General features: G+C 31.2%; 17 protein-coding genes and 2 pseudogenes. 18 read left to right on the top strand and 1 reads right to left on the bottom strand.

Annotation, left to right across the window (positions count from 1 at the left end; genetic code table 11):
* Positions 1-430 precede the first annotated feature (430 nt).
* From FGK85_RS07045 to FGK85_RS07035, 3 genes and pseudogenes are all read left to right on the top strand, one after another.
* Complete coding sequence (locus tag FGK85_RS07045) at positions 431-691, top strand: hypothetical protein (RefSeq protein WP_138205076.1); 261 nt, start codon at positions 431-433, stop codon at positions 689-691.
* A gap of 375 nt (positions 692-1,066) precedes the next feature.
* On the top strand, positions 1,067-1,633 hold the full coding sequence (locus FGK85_RS07040) for a transposase (RefSeq protein WP_138205074.1): 567 nt from the start codon (positions 1,067-1,069) through the stop codon (positions 1,631-1,633).
* Positions 1,634-1,674: 41 nt separating this feature from the next.
* Positions 1,675-2,799: pseudogene (locus FGK85_RS07035) on the top strand (YifB family Mg chelatase-like AAA ATPase); the annotation flags it as partial.
* A gap of 70 nt (positions 2,800-2,869) precedes the next feature.
* Here the strand turns inward: FGK85_RS07035 and FGK85_RS07030 are convergent.
* A complete protein-coding gene (locus tag FGK85_RS07030; RefSeq protein ID WP_138205072.1) occupies positions 2,870-3,391 on the bottom strand; it encodes a helix-turn-helix domain-containing protein in 522 nt (173 codons plus the stop codon).
* 868 nt (positions 3,392-4,259) lie between these two features.
* Between FGK85_RS07030 and galE the strand changes: the two genes are divergently transcribed.
* The 15 genes and pseudogenes from galE (at position 4,260) to FGK85_RS06960 (ending at position 19,110) form a co-directional block, all read left to right on the top strand.
* Complete coding sequence (gene galE, locus FGK85_RS07025; RefSeq protein ID WP_138205070.1) at positions 4,260-5,225, top strand: UDP-glucose 4-epimerase GalE; 966 nt, start codon at positions 4,260-4,262, stop codon at positions 5,223-5,225.
* Between the two features lie 461 nt (positions 5,226-5,686).
* Complete coding sequence (locus tag FGK85_RS07020) at positions 5,687-6,253, top strand: transposase (RefSeq protein WP_138205068.1); 567 nt, start codon at positions 5,687-5,689, stop codon at positions 6,251-6,253.
* Positions 6,254-6,309: 56 nt separating this feature from the next.
* Positions 6,310-6,474 (top strand): hypothetical protein, encoded by a 165-nt coding sequence (locus tag FGK85_RS15295; protein ID WP_171011350.1) that lies wholly within the window; start codon positions 6,310-6,312, stop codon positions 6,472-6,474.
* 392 nt (positions 6,475-6,866) lie between these two features.
* Positions 6,867-7,121, top strand: coding sequence for a DUF4351 domain-containing protein (locus FGK85_RS07015; protein WP_138205066.1), 255 nt, complete (start codon positions 6,867-6,869; stop codon positions 7,119-7,121).
* A gap of 83 nt (positions 7,122-7,204) precedes the next feature.
* Positions 7,205-7,465 carry a hypothetical protein gene (locus tag FGK85_RS07010; protein ID WP_138205064.1) on the top strand — a complete coding sequence of 87 codons (261 nt, stop codon included), beginning with the start codon at positions 7,205-7,207 and terminating at the stop codon, positions 7,463-7,465.
* A gap of 559 nt (positions 7,466-8,024) precedes the next feature.
* The gene (locus FGK85_RS07005) at positions 8,025-8,984 is read left to right on the top strand and encodes an LCP family protein (protein WP_243122831.1); all 960 of its coding nucleotides are present in this window, start codon (positions 8,025-8,027) and stop codon (positions 8,982-8,984) included.
* A gap of 721 nt (positions 8,985-9,705) precedes the next feature.
* Positions 9,706-10,383 (top strand): YveK family protein, encoded by a 678-nt coding sequence (locus FGK85_RS07000; RefSeq protein WP_138205060.1) that lies wholly within the window; start codon positions 9,706-9,708, stop codon positions 10,381-10,383.
* 126 nt (positions 10,384-10,509) lie between these two features.
* Complete coding sequence (locus FGK85_RS06995) at positions 10,510-11,250, top strand: CpsD/CapB family tyrosine-protein kinase (RefSeq protein ID WP_138205058.1); 741 nt, start codon at positions 10,510-10,512, stop codon at positions 11,248-11,250.
* On the top strand, positions 11,247-11,903 hold the full coding sequence (locus FGK85_RS06990) for a sugar transferase (RefSeq protein WP_138205056.1): 657 nt from the start codon (positions 11,247-11,249) through the stop codon (positions 11,901-11,903). Before FGK85_RS06995 ends, FGK85_RS06990 begins: the two co-directional genes overlap by 4 nt.
* A gap of 79 nt (positions 11,904-11,982) precedes the next feature.
* Positions 11,983-12,965, top strand: a pseudogene (locus FGK85_RS06985) (NAD-dependent epimerase/dehydratase family protein).
* 27 nt (positions 12,966-12,992) lie between these two features.
* Positions 12,993-14,129 carry a glycosyltransferase family 4 protein gene (locus FGK85_RS06980; RefSeq protein ID WP_138205054.1) on the top strand — a complete coding sequence of 379 codons (1,137 nt, stop codon included), beginning with the start codon at positions 12,993-12,995 and terminating at the stop codon, positions 14,127-14,129.
* A gap of 11 nt (positions 14,130-14,140) precedes the next feature.
* A complete protein-coding gene (locus tag FGK85_RS06975) occupies positions 14,141-15,199 on the top strand; it encodes a glycosyltransferase (protein WP_138205052.1) in 1,059 nt (352 codons plus the stop codon).
* A 110-nt stretch (positions 15,200-15,309) separates the two neighbouring features.
* Positions 15,310-16,533: a glycosyltransferase family 1 protein gene (locus tag FGK85_RS06970; protein ID WP_138205050.1), complete on the top strand. Its 1,224-nt coding sequence runs from the start codon at positions 15,310-15,312 to the stop codon at positions 16,531-16,533.
* A gap of 251 nt (positions 16,534-16,784) precedes the next feature.
* Entirely contained in the window at positions 16,785-17,459 is a 675-nt protein-coding gene (locus FGK85_RS06965) for a hypothetical protein (protein WP_138205048.1), read from the top strand.
* 106 nt (positions 17,460-17,565) lie between these two features.
* Positions 17,566-19,110: an oligosaccharide flippase family protein gene (locus FGK85_RS06960; RefSeq protein ID WP_138205046.1), complete on the top strand. Its 1,545-nt coding sequence runs from the start codon at positions 17,566-17,568 to the stop codon at positions 19,108-19,110.
* The last annotated feature ends 26 nt before the right edge of the window (positions 19,111-19,136 follow it).

Below are 19,136 nucleotides of genomic sequence, written 5' to 3'. Positions count from 1 at the left end.
CTTCTTGCTAATATTTATATATATTTTCTGAGAAAGAACAAAAAGATTACTATAGTCGCTTAAAAAAGGAAATAAAGTTTCTAAGTAATCTTTTTATAAAGTTAATTTACGCACAATCTGCTGGGGTGTAATTTTTACCAATAATTCAATAAAAAACAAAACGCATAGATAAAGTAAACTAAACTTTTAATCTATGTGTTTTTTTATGCTATTGATATTACTTGAAAAAATACTTGCTAATCTGTAGGATAATGGTATCTGGTTATGCAAAATTAGGTTAATAACATTAATTTAATAATAAGGAACGAATGTTTGTATAAATTCTTTCTAGTTGGAAATAATAAGTAATATATTTAAGTTGAAGCCAGAATATATAAATGTTAAAATATAAATATATAATAGGATAAAGAGATTATAAGGAGTTGTTATTTTGGAAAATAAAATACTAGGGTTACTTAATCAATTAGTAGATGGTCAAAATAAAATAAATGACAGATTAGATAAAATAGAAAGTAAGATAGATTCAGTCATAGATCAAACTGCTGACTTAACAGAATTTAGAACTGAGATGAAAGATTTTAAAAATAAATCAATTAATGAACTTCAAGATATTAAAGATAACTTAAATAATGTTGAAGTAATAACAGCAAGTAACTGGAAAGATATTGCAAAATTAAAAGCAGTGAAATAGTTATCAAACAAAAAACTCTTCCACTCTGCTATATACTTTTTTGTCATCACTCGGGTTGTAATTTTTATCAATAATTCAATAAAAAACAAAACACATAGATAAAGTAAACTAAACTTTAATCTATGTGTTTTTTTATCCAGAGACTTACCTGCCGTAACACTCCCACTTTTAATAAAGTGGGAGATAACGGCAGCTACGTCCCTGGATAACGATCTCTAACCTTCAGTTGGAGTAAAAACTCCATCTGAAGGTTAGAGATCTGTTTATGCTAATTTTCCTTCATTCAAATTTCCATAAAAAATAAAGCAAATTAATGTGTAAAATTTATAGAAATGGTCATAATCAAGAATAGTGATGAAAAAGGAGGATGTTGTTTTGCCTACACCAAAAGTACCTTGGTTTCCCGGAAGCAGCTGCCATATAACTGCAAGAGGCAACCATAGAAATGATATATTTAGAGATGGAGAAGATTTTCAATACTATTTAATATTGATAGAAGAGGCATTAGACCACTTTAAATATGATAGATATAAGATAATTTGCTATTGTTTGATGGATAACCATGTACACATATTAATAGAAACAAAGGATAAACCACCAGGTAAATTTATAGGGAGGGTAAATGCCATGTATGCAAAATATTTTAATAAAAAATATAATTACATAGGCCACTTATTTCAAGACAGGTATCATCCACAGTTTATAGAAACAGATGCCCAAATGCTTGAGGCTAGCAGATATATTCATTTAAATCCAGTGAAAGCTAATATGGTTGAAAAACCAGAGGAGTATCAGTGGAGCAGCTATAGCATGTACATAGGTGAAAGAAAAGAAAAAATTATATGTTCTGACAAAATTCTTTGTTATTACAAGGAAGCAGATAAAAGAGAGTTATATAAGAACTTTGTGGAAAGTGGTATAAAAGTTAAAATTGATGCATGATGGATGCATTATGAAATTGATCATAGTTTAATTTTAAGGAAAAGGAGATGAAATCTTTGGCTTCAGTTGTAAATAGTTTTGCCATAAGTGGAATAGATGCATATACAGTTAAAATAGAAACGGACACTATTTACGGTAAACCAGCTGTTTCTATTGTAGGCTTAGGTGACACTGCCATAAAAGAAGCGAGGGAAAGATTAGAAGCAGCTGTTGTTCATTCTAAATATGAATTCCCTAAAATGAAAATAGTGGTGAATCTTTCGCCCTGTGATGTTAAAAAAAGCGGTTCACACTTTGATTTAGGTATGGCTGTAGGTCTTCTCATACAATCTAAACAGTTGTGCGCAGGGGATTTGTCCACCTTTGGATTTATAGGAGAATTATCATTGAATGCAGACTTAAGGCCATGCAGTGGTGTACTGCCTATGGTTATTGAGGCAAAGAAAAGAGGAATCAATAATCTAATAGTACCAAGGAGAAATCTAAGGGAGGCTTCCCTTGTAAATGGCATAAATATATTTGGATTTGAAAATTTGAAGGAAGTAGTAGATTTTATTGAAGGAACTAATACTTATAAAAATGTAGAAGATTTTAAAGATGATCACTTAGTTAGAAGGAAATATCTTATTGATTTTGAGGATGTTCAAGGGCAGGATGAAGCCATAGAATTTATAACCGTAGCTGCAGCAGGAGGGCATAATATACTGCTTTCTGGTTCACCGGGATGTGGTAAATCTATGATTGCAAAGCGAATTCCAACTATATTGCCGGCTATGACAGAAGAAGAGGCTTTAGAAGTAACTAAAATTTATAGTGTAGCAGGGCTTTTAAAAAACAGAGGCAGACTTATAACAGAAAGACCCTTTAGAGCACCGCATCATAATGCTTCAACTAATTCTCTTATAGGGGGAGGCAATAATGCCATGCCAGGTGAAATATCTCTTGCTCACAATGGAGTGCTTTTTTTAGATGAAATAGCAGAGTTCAATAAAGGCACTTTAGATGCTTTAAGACAGCCGCTGGAGGATAATAAGGTTACTATTTCTAGGGTTAGGTTTACAAATACTTATCCAGCAAATTTTATGTTGGTTTCTGCAATGAACCCATGTCCCTGTGGTTATTATGGGGAAGATAGGTGTCATTGTACTGATTATGAGGTGTTATAGTGTAATGAGCCCTAGGTGCATCCTTTTTCTGTAACGACCCCAGAGGTGTAATTTTTACCAATAATTCAAACTACTTCAAAATATCATCATACTCATAAGAAGCATTGCCCAATAAAGCCTGCTCTAGCTTACTAAAATCATATGTTCTTTGAGTATAGTCGTTGAAGGTATTGGATTTATAGCTTCTTTTGTAGTTTTTGTGGTTTTTATAGTTATAGTTATCATTGCTAGTGTTGGTTTTATTAGAATCAGCACTTTTTTTAGTTTTTAATGTAGCCTTAAAAGCACTGCATTTTTCTTGTATTTTTTGAGCAGTTTCTTGCACTTTTTTATTAAGTTTCTTTGGCAATATGTACAGATTGCTGGTAGAACCACGTCTTTTTATTATAACAAGTCCTAGATCTTTTAGTGTTTTTAGGTATCTTTGTATTGTTCTTATGCTTTTCTTCATTCTAGCAGCTAGAGTATTTTGAGATGGAAAACAATCATTTTTATCTCCATAGCAGTAGCTTTCTAGTAGGCAGTATAGTTTTAAAGCCTGTCCATCTATATTAGTATTTAAGATTTCAGAATCAATTGATATAAAGCTCATAGTAATTACCTCCAGTTATTTTATTAAACTTTAAGTTAAAAGTAAAAGCTTAAGCGGCATGCCCCATGACATAGGTTATACTTTTTAGGGTTTTAAATGTTTCATAACATGGGTTACACTGACATCGACCCATATGTAAAATATTCACATGATAGTTTTAAATGTTTCATAACATGGGTTACACCCTAGGGACGTAAAAGCTGGGTATAATATAAGTTCGTGGCTTGTCCTTCTAATAACTAGATATGCACTTTAAAATAAAATTCCACTTAAATTTTTAAGTTTTTTATCTTTAGTGAAAGAAAACTCTCTGCGTTGCCATATAAAAGTAGAGTTAAACAATTTACTTGTTGCATGAAAGTACAATAGAAACCCTTATATTTTTATCTTCTAGATGAATTGCTAACTTTGATTTCATTAATGGCAGTTCATTTTAGTAGCCAATTACTTAAAAATATCTATTAAAATTATTGAGCAAAAACTAGTATAAATATATTTTATTTTTTATTTATTCTCTTATATTTATTATGGTGAACGCAGATGTCGCATTGTAGAAGACGGGGCATGTCGTATTAGATGCGACAAAGACTGATTACCACCCCAGTAGTGCATTTTTTAATTCAATATATAAGTTATCTTGTAAATAAAAATGCATTAATGTACAATTAAGGTAAAATGTATACTAGCACCCCAGCGGTGAAAATTATGGAATTTAACCAGTAAAAATCAATTCATTCAATAAAGATGTAAATAAATTGAGTGTACTAGTGAGGGTGCTTCATACTATGTGGGCATTTCAAAAGCAAGAGCTAAATTGCACCAATTACACTGTACATCCAAACATTTTAATTATAGGGAGGGCAAAATCATGTCAATACTAATAACCGGAGGAGCAGGCTACATAGGTTCTCATACCGTGAAATATTTTCAAGAACAGAAGGAAGAGGTTATCGTTGTAGACAATTTACAAAGTGGGCATAGGGAATCAGTAAATGTGGAAAATTTCTACAATATCGATATTAGGGATAAAGAAGCTTTGGACAAGGTATTTAAGGCTCATAAAATAGAGGCAGTAATTCATTTTGCAGCTAACTCATTAGTAGGAGAGAGCATGGAAAAGCCTTATGAATATTATCATAATAATGTTTATGGCATGCTTTCTCTTCTTCATGTAATGCAAGAAAACAATGTGAATAAAATTGTGTTTTCATCCACCGCTGCCACCTATGGCGAGCCAAAGAGCATTCCTATCTTAGAGGAAGATGAAACAACCCCTACAAATACATACGGTGAAACAAAACTTGCCATGGAAAAAATGATGAAGTGGTTTGATAATGCTTACGGCACCAAATATGTTTCCCTAAGATATTTTAATGCTGCCGGTGCCCATGAAAGCGGAACAATTGGTGAAAATCACAACCCGGAAACTCACCTAATTCCATTGATTTTACAGGTACCTCTAGGCAAACGCCACAAGATCTATATGTTTGGCAATGACTACCCAACAGAGGACGGCACTTGCGTAAGAGACTACATTCACGTAATGGACCTAGCTTCAGCCCATTACCTAGCCCTAGAGTATTTGAGAAAGGGAAACTCTAGTAATATTTTCAATCTAGGTAACGGCAACGGCTACTCAGTAAAAGAAGTTATCGAAACTGCTAGAAAGGTAACCTCACACCAAATCCCAGCAGAAGTAAAAGAAAGAAGATCCGGAGACCCAGCCGTCCTAATAGCTTCTTCCCAAAAGGCAAAAAGCGTCCTAGGCTGGAACCCACAGTTCGATTCACTGGAGAAAATTATAGCCGACGCCTGGCGCTGGCACAAAAAATAGTACCCCAGCAGATTGTGCGTAAATTATTTTTAATGCAATATTTTGATAATTAGCTTTCAAAAATAACTTATGTTTTATATTAAATCAATAAAATAAGGCTTTTTAAAACTATTTTAAAGGCATATTTTTGATTTTTTTATTAAAAATAAAATGCCAAACTAAAAACTTGCAAGCAAATTTGATTTTCGCACAACCTGCCAGGAGTGCAGTTTTTAGCAAACAAAAAAAGTCTTCCGTTTCACTCCATCCTTTTTCTGGCAGCACCCCTGAGGTGTAATTTTTACCAATAATTCAATAAAAAACAAAAATGCATAGATAAAGTAAACTAAACTTTAATCTATGTATTTTTTTATGCTAATTTTCCTTCATTTAAATTTTCATAAAAAATAAAGCAAATTAATGTGTAAAATTTATAGAAATGGTCATAATCAAGAATAGTGATAAAAAAGGAGGGTGCTGTTTTGCCTACACTAAAAGTACCTTGGTTTCCCGGAAGCAGCTGTCATATAACTGCAAGAGGCAACCATAGAAATGATATATTTAGAGATGGAGAGGATTTTCAATACTATTTAATATTGATAGAAGAAGCGTTGGACCACTTTAAATACGATGAATACAATATAATTTGCTATTGTTTGATGGATAACCATGTGCACATATTAATAGAAACGAAGGATAAACCACCAGGTAAATTTATAGGGAGAGTAAACGCTATGTATGCAAAATATTTTAATAAAAAATATAATTACATAGGCCACTTATTCCAAGATAGATATCATCCACAGTTTATAGAAACAGATGCCCAGATGCTTGAGGCTAGCAGATATATTCACTTGAATCCAGTGAAAGCTAATATGGTTGAAAAACCAGAGGAGTATCAGTGGAGCAGCTATAGCATGTATATAGGTGAAAGGAAAGAAAAAATTATATGCTCAGACAAGATTCTTTGTTATTTCAAGGATGCAGGTAAAAGAGCGTTATATAAGAACTTTGTGGAAAGTGGTATAAAAGTTAAAATTGATGCATGATAAATGCATTATGAAATTGATGATAGTTTAATTTAAAGAAAAGGAGATGAAATATTTTGGCTTCAGTTGTAAATAGTTTTGCCATAAGTGGAATAGATGCATATACAGTTAAAATAGAAACGGACACTATTTACGGTAAACCAGTTGTTTCTATTGTAGGATTAGCAAACAAAAAAAAGTCTTCCGCTCCGCTACATCCTTTTTTTGTAAGTATCCCTTAAGTGTAATTTTTACCAGTAATTCAATAAAAAACAAAAACATAGATAAAGTAAATTAAACTTTAATCTATGTTTTTTTATGCTTCTGATATTACTTAAAAAAGTACTTACTAATCTGTAGGACACTTGGTATCTGGTTATCAAAAATTAGGTTAATAACATTAATTTAAAAATAATGAACAAATGTTTGTATAAACTTTTTCTAGTTGGAAATAATAAGTAATGACAAATAACTAGAAAGAGGAGATATAAATGGATTATAATAAAAAAATATAGAATTAGCAGATACAATACCAGAAAGTAATGAAAAGACGCAATGTATAACACTGTTATATGCGTTATTTGATAAATTCGGAGATGAAGTATCTAAAAGAAAATTTAAGGAGGTCTTTAGCATGACAGAAATAGGTAAGATGATAAGAGATGAAGCCATACAAGAGGGGATAAAAGAAGGAATAAAAGAAGGAATAAAAGAAGGCAAAGCAGATGGAAAGAGTGATATTCTTATAAAACTTCTTATTAAAAAATTTAAATCTGTACCTAATGAATATAAAGAAAAAATAAAGAAACTACCTGAGGAAACTATAGACATAATAGCTACAGATATTTTTGAAATAGAAAAAATTGAAGATGTAGAGAAGTACTTTTAGTGCAGTGACTACAGCATTTTGTACTTGCACAGGATAAATGCAAATGTTAAAATGTAAATATAAAATCTTATGGTGGTGAAAAAATGGAAAATCAAATATTAGAGTTATTAAATGCAATTAATAAAAAACTTGATGAACATACAAAAAAGCTTGATGAACATACTCAAATATTAAGAGCTTTAGAACACTCTAGTCAAATTCATAAAGCAGAAATAGATAAGGTTAATTTTGCTATCTCAAAGGTTGAAGGAGAAGTAAAAGGGATAAGGGAAGATTTAAATGCAATTGAAATAATTACATCCAAAAATTGGAATGATATATCAAAATTAAAAGCAGTAAAATAATTGTTAGCAAACAAAAAAAGTCTTCTGCTCCGCTACAGCATTTTTTTGTCAGCACCCCTGGGGAATTTTTACCAATAATTCAATAAAAAACAAAAACACATGGATAAAGTAAATTAAACTTTAATCTATGTGTTTTTTATATTAAGGATTAACAATTATAACTGCTTTTTATATTAGTGTAAATATTGTAAAAAATATTTAATTATTTTCTTAATTGTGTTAAAGTAAATTTAATGTTAAATGATAATAGTTATACTGGGTAATTTTGTGGATAAGATTTTAGACAGTTTTAAAGAGTTACTGTATAAAGAAAAGAAAATCAACAATTATTAAGTGGATTAAATGGACAAATATCTTACTAAAACTGAATGACTTGGAAAGAAGAATATCGGAAAGCCGTGTGCGGTAAAACCGCATGCACGGTTTGATGAGGAGAAAGAGGCGAAGGTCCTCTGACTTACTCTACTGCATTTTAAAAAAACTTCAAATAAATTTAAAAGAAAAATTAATATTGGACGAATATGAATAGTAGAAAGTGTCAATGAGAGGAGATGGACATGTGAAAAAGAAAAGTAAGGCATTTAAAATAATATCTACAATAATTTTGGTGTCTCTGCTATTTTTGGGTGGAGTTTTTGGATATATTTATTCAAGAATAAAGAATGTTAAAAAGGTTGATTTGGTAAAGGATCCAGTGCAGCTATCTGTAAATGAAGAGGCAGATAGAAAATCTAAGCTTAAGGGCATTACAAATATAGCATTTTTCGGTATAGATACTAGAGAAGAAGGTGGTACAGGCCGCTCGGATTCCATAATGATTGTTACTTTAGATGGAAAAAATAATAAGATAAAAGTTTCTTCCATAATGAGGGATACATATGTGGACATAGAGGGACACGGCAAAACTAAACTTAATCACGCTTATGCCTATGGAGGACCTGCACTTGCTATAAAGACTTTAAATAAAAACTTTGATCTTAATATAAAGGATTTTGCAACTGTGGATTTTTTTGAATTAGCAAGCATTATTGATGACTTAGGCGGAGTAGAAATAAACGTAGAAAGTGATGAAGTGAAGTTTATAAATAGTTATTCTAAAGAGGTAGAAAGAATAAATAAAAAACCTGTAGAAAAAATACAAAGCCCAGGCAAGCAAACTCTATCCGGGGCTCAAGCTGTGGCATATTGTAGAATAAGGTATACTAGTGGAGGGGACTATAGAAGAACTGAAAGACAGAGAACAGTGCTTAATGCCATAATAAATAAGTCTTTAAAGATGAACAAAAAAGATTTATTAGGGATAATTCCAGAAATGGCATCAAAGGTTCAAACTAGTATGAGTACAGGAGAAATAATGAAGTTAGCTACTGAAGTAATAACTTCTAATATAACTTATGTGGAACAAAAAAGATTCCCTTTTGAAGAGCATTCAGAGGGCAAGATGATAAATGGTATATGGTATCTAGTTACAGACATACCAGCCACAAAAAGAGTTATAAGAGATTTCATTTTTCAATAACCTTTTATGGAATTAATAACTAATAAAATACCATGTAAAGAAGATTACTATAAAAAGGGTCTATGTAATTAGTATAAAAATATATGCTGATGACATAGACCCTTTTAAGTAGTGCAGCATCCCAGGGTGCAGATTTCTCTACTGCAGATTTTACCAATAATTCAATTTACTATGCAATTTACTTCAAAGTCTCATCATACTCATAAGAAGTATTGCCCAACAATGCCTGCTCTAGCTTACTAAAATCTTATATTATATCACGTGAACTTATAATTGTAGTAAATAATTTTGGGATAATAACAGAAGTTACTCTTAATTGTTTTGAAATGCTAGGATATACAGAAGAAATGCTAAATTCTAATATTTTTAAGTATATAAATTATACGTTTAATGATTTGGTTCTTATAGAGAATTTTAATGCTGAAAAAAATATCACCCAAAGGGTGCTATTTTTTTTGCATTAATGTATAAAAAATATTGGAATATTTATTAAAAAGAAACAATATTATATAAAAAAAGCTTCATGGACATTTATCCGATGACTACCTGCCGTAACACTCCCACTTCTAACAAAGTGGGAGATAACGGCAGCTACGTACCTGGATAACGATCTCTAACCTTCAGATGGAGTAAAAACTCTATCTGAAGCTAAGAGCTCTGTTTATAATTTCTATATTAAAAAACTAGGAAAATCAAAAACTAAAATGAACGGAGGATTAAAATGACAAAAGATATAACGTTAGGTCTAAGAGAAGTATTGTGGATCCTAAGAAAAAGAAGAAAATTAATAATTGGAACAACTCTTTTGGCCACTATAATTGCAGGAGTTGTAAGTTTTTTTTTGTTGACACCAGTTTATCAGTCAAAGGTAAGTGTGGTTATAGGAAAAGGTAATATGGGGGAAACAGGTACAAATTATAAATACGATGAGGTTATGATGTACCAAAAGCTTATGAAAACCTATGCGGAAATTGCAAAACTTCAATCTGTGGCACAGGAGACCGTTAAAAATGGAAATTTAGATATGACAACAGAACAGTTAAAAAGCAGTGTAAAGGTAATGCCCCAGGTAGATACTCAAATAATGGACATAGTGGCGGAAAGTCAAGATCCTAACAAGGCTAAAATCATAGCAGACATATATACAGAGGAATTTATAAAAAAATCCAGCGATTCCATGCACGGTGGAGAGGTTAAAGTTTTAGACAAGGCCCGAGCTTCAAATAACCCTGTAAAGCCTAATAAGAAATTAAATATGGCTATAGGATTTTTTTTGGGACTTATGGTGTCTATAGGGATTACTTTACTTTTAGAATATTTGGATAGCACCATTAAAACTGATAACGATGTAGCAATAGTTTTGGACATGACTATTATGGGGGTAATACAAAAATACTAATGGCAAGAATGGAATGATTAAATGAGATAAAATTCAATGACTAAGTGAAACAAAAATGCTATTAGGTGCAATAAAAATTTAAATTAATTTTATTGGTAATATAAATATATGGAAGGGGAGTTTAAATTGCTCATAATGGAGAAGAATCCTAAATCCATACAAGCGGAGGCTTTTAGAACATTAAGAACCAATATACAATATACATCTTTCGATGAAAAAATAAAAATGTTGCTAGTAACCAGTGCAACACCAGGTGAGGGAAAAACCACCACTGCAGCTAATTTGGCTCTTTCTATAGCGGAAACAGACAGTCCAGTACTTTTATTGGATTGTGATTTAAGAAGACCTAGTTTGCATAAAAAGTTTAATATATCCAATGGGCTAGGGATAACGGATTTTCTTTTAGGAAAAGCCAGCTTTGAGCAGACTGTTAAGATTTATAAAAATAAATTATTTATAATGACTGCAGGAACTATACCTCCCAATCCATCAGAGATGCTTTCTTCTAATAAATTAAAGAATTTTTTAAATGAAGTTTCGCAGCAATTTCAAATGATTATAATAGATAGTCCACCAGTGATACCATTTACTGATGCTCAGATACTTTCTACATTAGCTGATGGAGTAATTTTAGTGGTTGCCTCTGGAGAGACAGAAAAGGTAATGGCCCTAAAGTCAAAGGAATTACTAGTAAAGGTAAATGCTAAAATACTAGGCGTGGTTTTAAACAAATTCAAGGAAACAAAGGGGAAAGGTTATGATTATGGCTACGGGTATTATAAAGAGTATTATGAAGATGAAAAAGATGGGGAAAAGTTAGGGAAAAAAAGTAAGACAAGAGCAAGAAAGAGGAGTAGTGGTGTATGATAGATACCAATTACCACGTATTCCCTAAAACTGATGATGCTCCAATGGATGCGAAATGGAGCATAGAAGAAAAACCAGTTTATGAAATTATAAAGAGATTATTTGATATTTTATTAAGTTTATTAGTGGCAATTGTGGCAGTGCCAATAATTTTTGTAACTTGCATTTTAGTAAGATTAGAGTCAAAGGGAAGTTCTATATATAAGCAGGAGAGGTGTGGTAGGTTTGGAAAGACCTTTAATGTATTTAAAATAAGATCCATGTATATAGATGCAGAGAGAGAGGGTCCAAGGTGGGCAGATAAAAATGATAGTAGAGTAACTAGGGTGGGTAAAATAATCAGAAGAACTAGAATAGACGAACTTCCACAGCTATGGAATATAATAAAAGGCGATATGAGTATAGTTGGGCCAAGACCAGAAAGAGCATGCTTTACAGAGGAATTTTCAAAATATATACCAGATTTCAGGGAAAGGTTAAAGGTAATGCCAGGACTTACTGGATATGCCCAAGTAAATGGTGGATACGATATAACGCCTAAGGAAAAATTGCAGCTGGATTTAAAATATATAGAGAAAAGAAGTTTATTAATGGATATTAAAATAATATTAAAAACAATAAAAATAGTGTTAACAGGTCAGGGTGCTAGATAAATAGTAAGGTTGGGTAGATAAATAGTAAGGTTAGTAGATAAATAATAAGGTTAGTAGATAAATAATAAGGTGGGGTAGTATGAAGGTTTTAATAACAGGTGGGGCAGGATTTATAGGTTCTAATGTGGCGGATTTACTTGTAAAAGAAGACCATGAAGTGGTCATAGTGGATAATCTTTCAAGAGGGAAAATAGAACATGTAAATAAAAATGCTAGATTTTATAAATGTGATATAAGGGATGCACACAAGCTTTTTATAATATTTGCAAAAGAACAACCAGAGGTAGTTATACACAATGCGGCTCAAATTGATGTACAGATGTCTATGAGAAAACCAGCTTTAGATGCAGATATTAATATTAAGGGTACCGTAAATATACTGGAATGTTGTAGAGAATTTAAAGTTAGAAAGATAATATATCCATCTTCAGCAGCGGTATACGGTAATCCAATGTATTTACCAATAGATGAGAATCATCAAGTTAAGCCTATATCTTTTTACGGGGTGTCTAAGCAGGTTCCAGAGCACTATATAAAGGCTTATGCCCAACTTTACAATATTAAATATACAATTTTTAGATATACAAATGTATATGGAATACGCCAAGATCCTAAGGGGGAGGGTGGCGTGGTTTCTGTATTTATATATAAATTTTTAAATAATCAGTGCCCCATAATATTTGGAGATGGTAATCAAACTAGGGATTTTATATATGTTAATGATGTAGCTAAGGCCAATGTACTGTTAGATGTATTTGGTGATTTAGTCAGATACAATGGGTTAATGATGTAGCTAAGGCCAATGTACTGGCTTTGACCAAGGGGGATAATGAAATTTTCAATATAAGTACTGGTAAGCCCACTACGGTGAATGGGCTTTTTACCATAATGAAGTCCATATTTGTCAGTGATTTAGAAGTTTTTCATGAAAAGGACAGAACGGGAGAGATAAGAGATAGTTATTCTAGCAATGATAAAGCAATGAAATTTTTAAATTGGTGTAATGAATATGATTTAGAGCAGGGGATTAGGAATACTTGTTTATATTATGGGAGCGTTTAGAGAAATTAGGTTAACGGAGAAGTTGTTATGAAAAAAGTATTATTTGTTGCAAACTTAGTTAAAATGCATTTAATGGAATTCCATATTCCCTATTTAAAGTGGCTTAAAAATAAGGGGTATGAGATACATGTTTGTGCAAAAAATGATTATGAAAATAAGGAAGATTGCAGTATTCCCTATTGCCATAAGTATTTTGATATTTCATTTGAAAGAACACCATTTAATTTAGACAATATAGCTGCATATAAAAAGTTAAAAAGAATAATAGATTTTGGTGAATACGATATTATCCATTGTCATACACCTGTGGCAGCTGCACTAACGAGAATGGCTGCTAAAAAAGCTCGGAAAAAGGGAACAAAAGTTATATATACAGCCCATGGTTTTCACTTTTTTAAGGGAGCTCCTCTTAAAAATTGGATATTGTTTTATCCTGTTGAATTGTGGTTGGCAAGATATACTGATGTACTGATTACAATAAATAAAGAAGATTATGATATAGCACAGAAATTTAAGTCAGTTAAAGTTGTGTATGTTCCAGGCGTTGGAGTTGATACGGAAAAATTTAAAGATAAGATTGTGGATAAATGGGCAAAGCGCAATGAGCTAGGTGTGCCAATGGATGCTTTTGTAGTACTTTCCATAGGAGAGCTTAATAAAAATAAAAATCATGAAACTTCAATAAATGCTATAGCACAGTTAAACAATCCAAATGTTTATTATTTGATTTGCGGTGAAGGTGCTTTAGAAAATTATTTAAAACATTTAATATACAAACTAGGTTTAGAGAAAAAAGTTAAGTTACTGGGTTATCGTATGGATATAGTTGAGATTATAAGGATAGCAGATGTTTTTGTGTTTCCTTCATCTAGAGAAGGGCTGTCCGTAGCTTTAATGGAAGCTATGTCCACAGGATTACCTGTCGTTTGTTCTAAAATAAGAGGAAATAATGATTTGATTAAAGATGGTAAAGGTGGATATTTAGTTGAATCTAATGATGTAAATGGATTTGTAAAGGGTATTGAGAATTTAATTAATGACACTGAAATACGCAAAAAAATGGGTGATTACAATATTCAAGAAGTTAAAAAGTATGATAAAGATAAGGTGAAAGCAATAATGGCAGAAATATATGAAGATGTAATCAATGGTGTAGTTAAATAGGGGGTTAAATTATGTCAAATGATTGTATCAGTATAATTGTCCCTGTTTATAATGTAGAAAAGTATCTTAAGGCTTGTTTGGAAAGTCTTCTTGGGCAAAGCTACCATAATATTGAGGTTATTTTAGTTGATGATGGCTCTAGGGATAATTCTCCAATAATATGTGACTATTATGCTGCTATAGATCAAAGGGTTAAAGTTATACACAAAGAAAATGGGGGTGCCTCAGCTGCTCGTAATACTGGAATTAAAGCTGCCAAAGGCAAATATATTATGTTTGTGGATAGTGATGATTATGTGGACGAAGATTTTGTAAAGAGCATGATAGAGTGTATGCTTGAAAAGTTTGTAGATATGGTGGTTTGTGGCTATGAACGTGTAATTTTAAATAAAAATAAAGTGCTATGTAGAAAAAGTATAACCTATGGATTAGCAGAATATAAGAATAAAGATGAGCTATATAAAGATTTTTACCCTTTTTTTGACAATAAAGGTTTTAATACATTGTGGAATAAAATCTATCATGCAAATATTATAAAAGACAACAATATTAGGTTTATTGAAAATATTAATATGGCAGAGGATTTTCTTTTTAATTTGAAATATATTCAATATGTTACAAGTTGTGCTTTCATTGACAAACCACTATATAAATATGTTATATCAGAAAACTATTTGTCTAATCGATATGAACCAAATACTTTTCAAAATAGAATTTTTGTTTTAAATAATATAGAAGGATTTCTTGAGAACAATGGATTATCAAAGGAAGCCATAGCTTTCTTATATATAAAAGCAGCTTATGCACATTTTATGATGCTTTACCATAAGGATTGTAGCTTAACATATGAAGAGAAATTGCAGGTAGTTTCACAGATTATAAATAATACTCAATTTAATGATTCTATTGAAAAGTTTAGACCTAAAGGCATATATGAGAAAGTGCTTTTTTATGTAATTAAAAGTAGAAATGAAAAATTTATATACAGATTTGCAGGCATTGTTAGAAGAGTTTATATAAAAATTAAGGGTGATGTATGCTTTAAATGGTATCTGAAAATAATGTGTTAGTGATGAAATTATAGAAATTTAATTAATGGATGAAAAATAGGGGTGTTTAATAGTGGAAAGTAAAAGTTGGTTAATATTAAGGATATAATGAAAAATAAAGGTGGGTTACCATGAAAAAAATAAAAGTGTTGCAAGTGACAGGTACCTTGAGGGTTGGTGGTGTTGAGACTGTAGCTATGAATTTATTTAGATATATTGATAGAACTAAATATGATTTTGATTACTTAGTATATGGTGATAATATTGGTGAATACGAAGGAGAAGTACATTCTTTAGGGGGAAGGGTGCTGAGAGTGCCAAGTCCTAGAGAGGGTTATTTTGCCTTTTATAAGGCTGTGTGTAGAATTATGAAAGATAATGGACCTTATGATATTGTGCACTCCCATGTTTTGTTTAATTCTGGAATAATTATGAGGGCAGCGGCAAGGATGAAGATTCCTAGGCGCATTGCCCATGCACATGATAATTTATCTTTAGTTAAACTTCCTTTCATAAAGAGAATTTATAATAGGCTTATGAAAGGATGGTTATTAAGGTATTCTACAGATTTTTTAGCCTGTGCCAATTCTGCTGGATATTATGTTTTTGGTAGTGAAGCTTTTTATAAAAGAGGAAATTTATTATATAATGCAATTCCTGTGAATAAATTTGCTTATTCCCAACAGGATAGAGAGCGTATTAGAGATGAATTTAATTTAAACGGAAAGAAAGTAATTGGGCATATTGGACGTTTAGCTAAGCAAAAAAATCATAGCTTTCTATTGGATATTTTTAAAGAAATCCATGAAAAAGATGAAAATACCCTTTTACTCTTGGTTGGTGACGGAGAATTGAGAGGGGAAATAGAGAAAAAAATAAAGTATTTAAATCTTCAGGACAGCGTTATTCTTACGGGAACCCGTGCTGACACTCATTGTTTACTTTCTGCAATGGATATATTTCTTTTACCTTCTATACATGAAGGCTTGGCTATAGTACTAATAGAGGCACAGGCTAATGGATTGTCTTGCATAGTACCCAGAGAAATTGTACCGCCTGAATCTAAGATTTTGGATACCTTTCATTTTATAGCGCCTAATGCCCCATTGTATCAATGGGTAAATACAGTAAATGAAAGGTTAAGTAACTTAGGTAATATTGCAGAAAATGAAAGGATAAGCGTTTTAAGTAATAACATAGAGGATGAAAGGCCAAGTGCTTTAGATAATGCTACCACAAAAATTGGTGGCAGAGCATTATCATTAAGAACCCCCGGTGCAGCCCAGCAAGTTATAAAAGCTGGGTATGACGTAGGAGCTATAGGGGAGAAAATTTCTAGAATATATGAGGGATGAAGTAGGAAGTAAAAAGTAAGAGGTAAGAAGTAAGAAGTAAAAATTAAGAAGTAAAAAGTAAGAGGTAAGAGGTAAGAAGTAAAAAGTAACAATTAAGAATTGATAATTAATAATTAAAGAAAAAATCCTTTGGGGGAGTTAAAAAGTATAAGTTTTAAATTTAAAAAAATAGTATAGATATTTAAAGTTATGTATGAAAGTTGAGTTAAGGATATGAGTATGTTAACTAAGAAAGTATTTAAAAGGTGGGTATGGCAGATGTGGAAAAAATAATTGAACTTGTGGGGTTTCCTGGAAGCGGAAAGACATATATGCTTTCTTCTTTAGAATTAAATAATTTTAAGGTGGTGACGGCAGATAACTTTTATCACCATAGTAAATTAATGCCAAGGGTGAGAAAGAACATTGATACAATTAAATATTTAATATGTAATTTTCCCTTGGTTTTTAGTTTGTTTAAATATGCACTTATGTGCTGCCGTCCTATAGGATATTCTTTAAAAAGGGCCTTGGAAATAGTTAGATACTGTGTGATTTATGATTATGTAACGGCATTGGTTTATAAAGGAGAAAAAATAATATTGGATCAAGGAATTTTACAATACCTTTGGTCTTTATCCTTTAGAAATGATAAAAGAGGAATTAAAGATTCAAGATTTTTTAAAGCCTTAATAAAAAAATTGTGTGAAAAATATGATGTTATTTATGTTTATTATAAGGTTGATTATAATTTAGCTGCTAAGAGGGCTTCTGTGCGAAATAGTGATTGCCCTATAGATAAAATGCCACGGAAAGAAATTACTAGATTGTATAAAGCACATAAGGAGGACTATGTTTTATTGATGAAATATTTACTGGAGGGAAAAGGATATATTGTAGAGTCTTATGAAGAATTAGAAAGAATAATATCAAATAAAGAATTATAAGCATTGGTTTTAAATGAAAAGCTATAAATGTATAATGAATAATTCCAAATGAAAAATTATAAAAATAGTATTAAAATTCAAAGTTTATAAGTGGGCGAGGAATAATATGAAAAATCAAAAGGTCTTGGGGGTTTCAATAGCTTATGCTGCAATTATTTTTCAAATTATAATTAATATTGGGTTTACTCCATTTCTAATTAAATCTCTTGGAACTGGAGAATTTGGATTATATCAAACGGTTAATTCTTTTGCTGCAAATTTATCCATAATGAATTTTGGAGTAGCTACAATAATGTCAAGAAGTATAGTAAAATTTCGCATTTATAAGAAAAAAAGTGAACTGGATAATCTTCTTTTCTGGGGTACTGTTATTACTGCAATTCTTTCAATTGTTATGCTTGTTGCTGGTGGAGCATTAGGTATTTTCATAGAACCTTTGTACAAAAGTACTTTAAATCCTCAGGAAATTATGAAAGCAAAATATATGTTTTCATATTTGGTTGTTAATATGGCTGTTATGGTATGGAATAATTTGTTTTCTGGCATTTCAGTAGGATATGAGCAATTTGTTTTTACTAATGGTTTAAAACTTTTTAGACAAGTTCTCAGAGTGGCTGTAATGACAGTGCTTCTACTTTTAGGAAAAGATGCAGTTGCCATAGTGGTGGCAGATTTGTTTATAGCTATAGTACTTTTAATGTTTGAAATGGCATTTGCTTTTGTAAAATTAAAAATTACAATTCGATACAATCATTTAGATAAAGTTCTTTTATTGAATATTTTCACATTTTCTATGGCTTCTATGATTCAAGGGATTACAAATCAAGTTAATTTTAATATAGATAAAGTTGTATTGGGAGCTATGGTAAATACAGAGAAGGTTGCTATTTATTCTGTAGCCCTACTGATTATGGTTACAATGGTTTCTATATTACAAGTTATTAGCGGTGTTTATTTGCCTGAGGCTACTAAGTTTGTTGTTAATGATGCAGGAGAAGAAAATTTAGCCCGTTTAATTATTACTCCAGGACGAATTCAAAGTATTATTGGGTGTGGCATACTCCTAGGATTTATTGTTTTGGGAAAAAACTTTTTGCAACTATGGGTGGGAAAAGAATTTACAGAAGTGTGGTTATCTACTGTAATATTGCTAGTACCTGCAATGCTGGCTTATGTGACCAGTGTTGCAAATGTTATTTTGGATGCCATGCTAAAGAAAATGGCAAGATCTATTATTTTGATTATTACAGCGTTGCTTAATTTTATAATGACAATAATACTGGTAAAGCATTATGGATATATGGGTGCTGCCATTGGAACGGCAATATCTATAATCATAGGAAATTTAATAATGCTTAATTTATACTATGAGAAAACAATAAAAGTAAATATGCTTAAAATATATAAGAATATCTTTAAAGGAATTCTTTCTAGTAGCATTTTAGCAGCATCTTGCACATTGTTGTTTGCTTCTTTTGTTGGAAATACTTTTATGGATTTTATGCTTAAGACTATTCTATTTGTTTTCACATATGGGGCTTGTTTGATGTTATTTGGGTTAAACAATAAAGAAAAGCAATATGTTAAAAAGTTAATAAAGAAAAGTATTAATGCTGCAAGGCGTCTGGTTCATATTATAAAAAGATTATAAAAGAATTATATATATAATTGTATGTA

The organism is Haloimpatiens lingqiaonensis, assembly GCF_901447495.1.
In the GTDB taxonomy this organism is placed as follows: Bacteria; Bacillota; Clostridia; order Clostridiales; family Clostridiaceae; genus Haloimpatiens; species Haloimpatiens lingqiaonensis.
The sequence above is the reverse complement of the archived record's forward strand: the minus strand, read 5'-3'. Positions and strand labels throughout refer to the sequence as shown.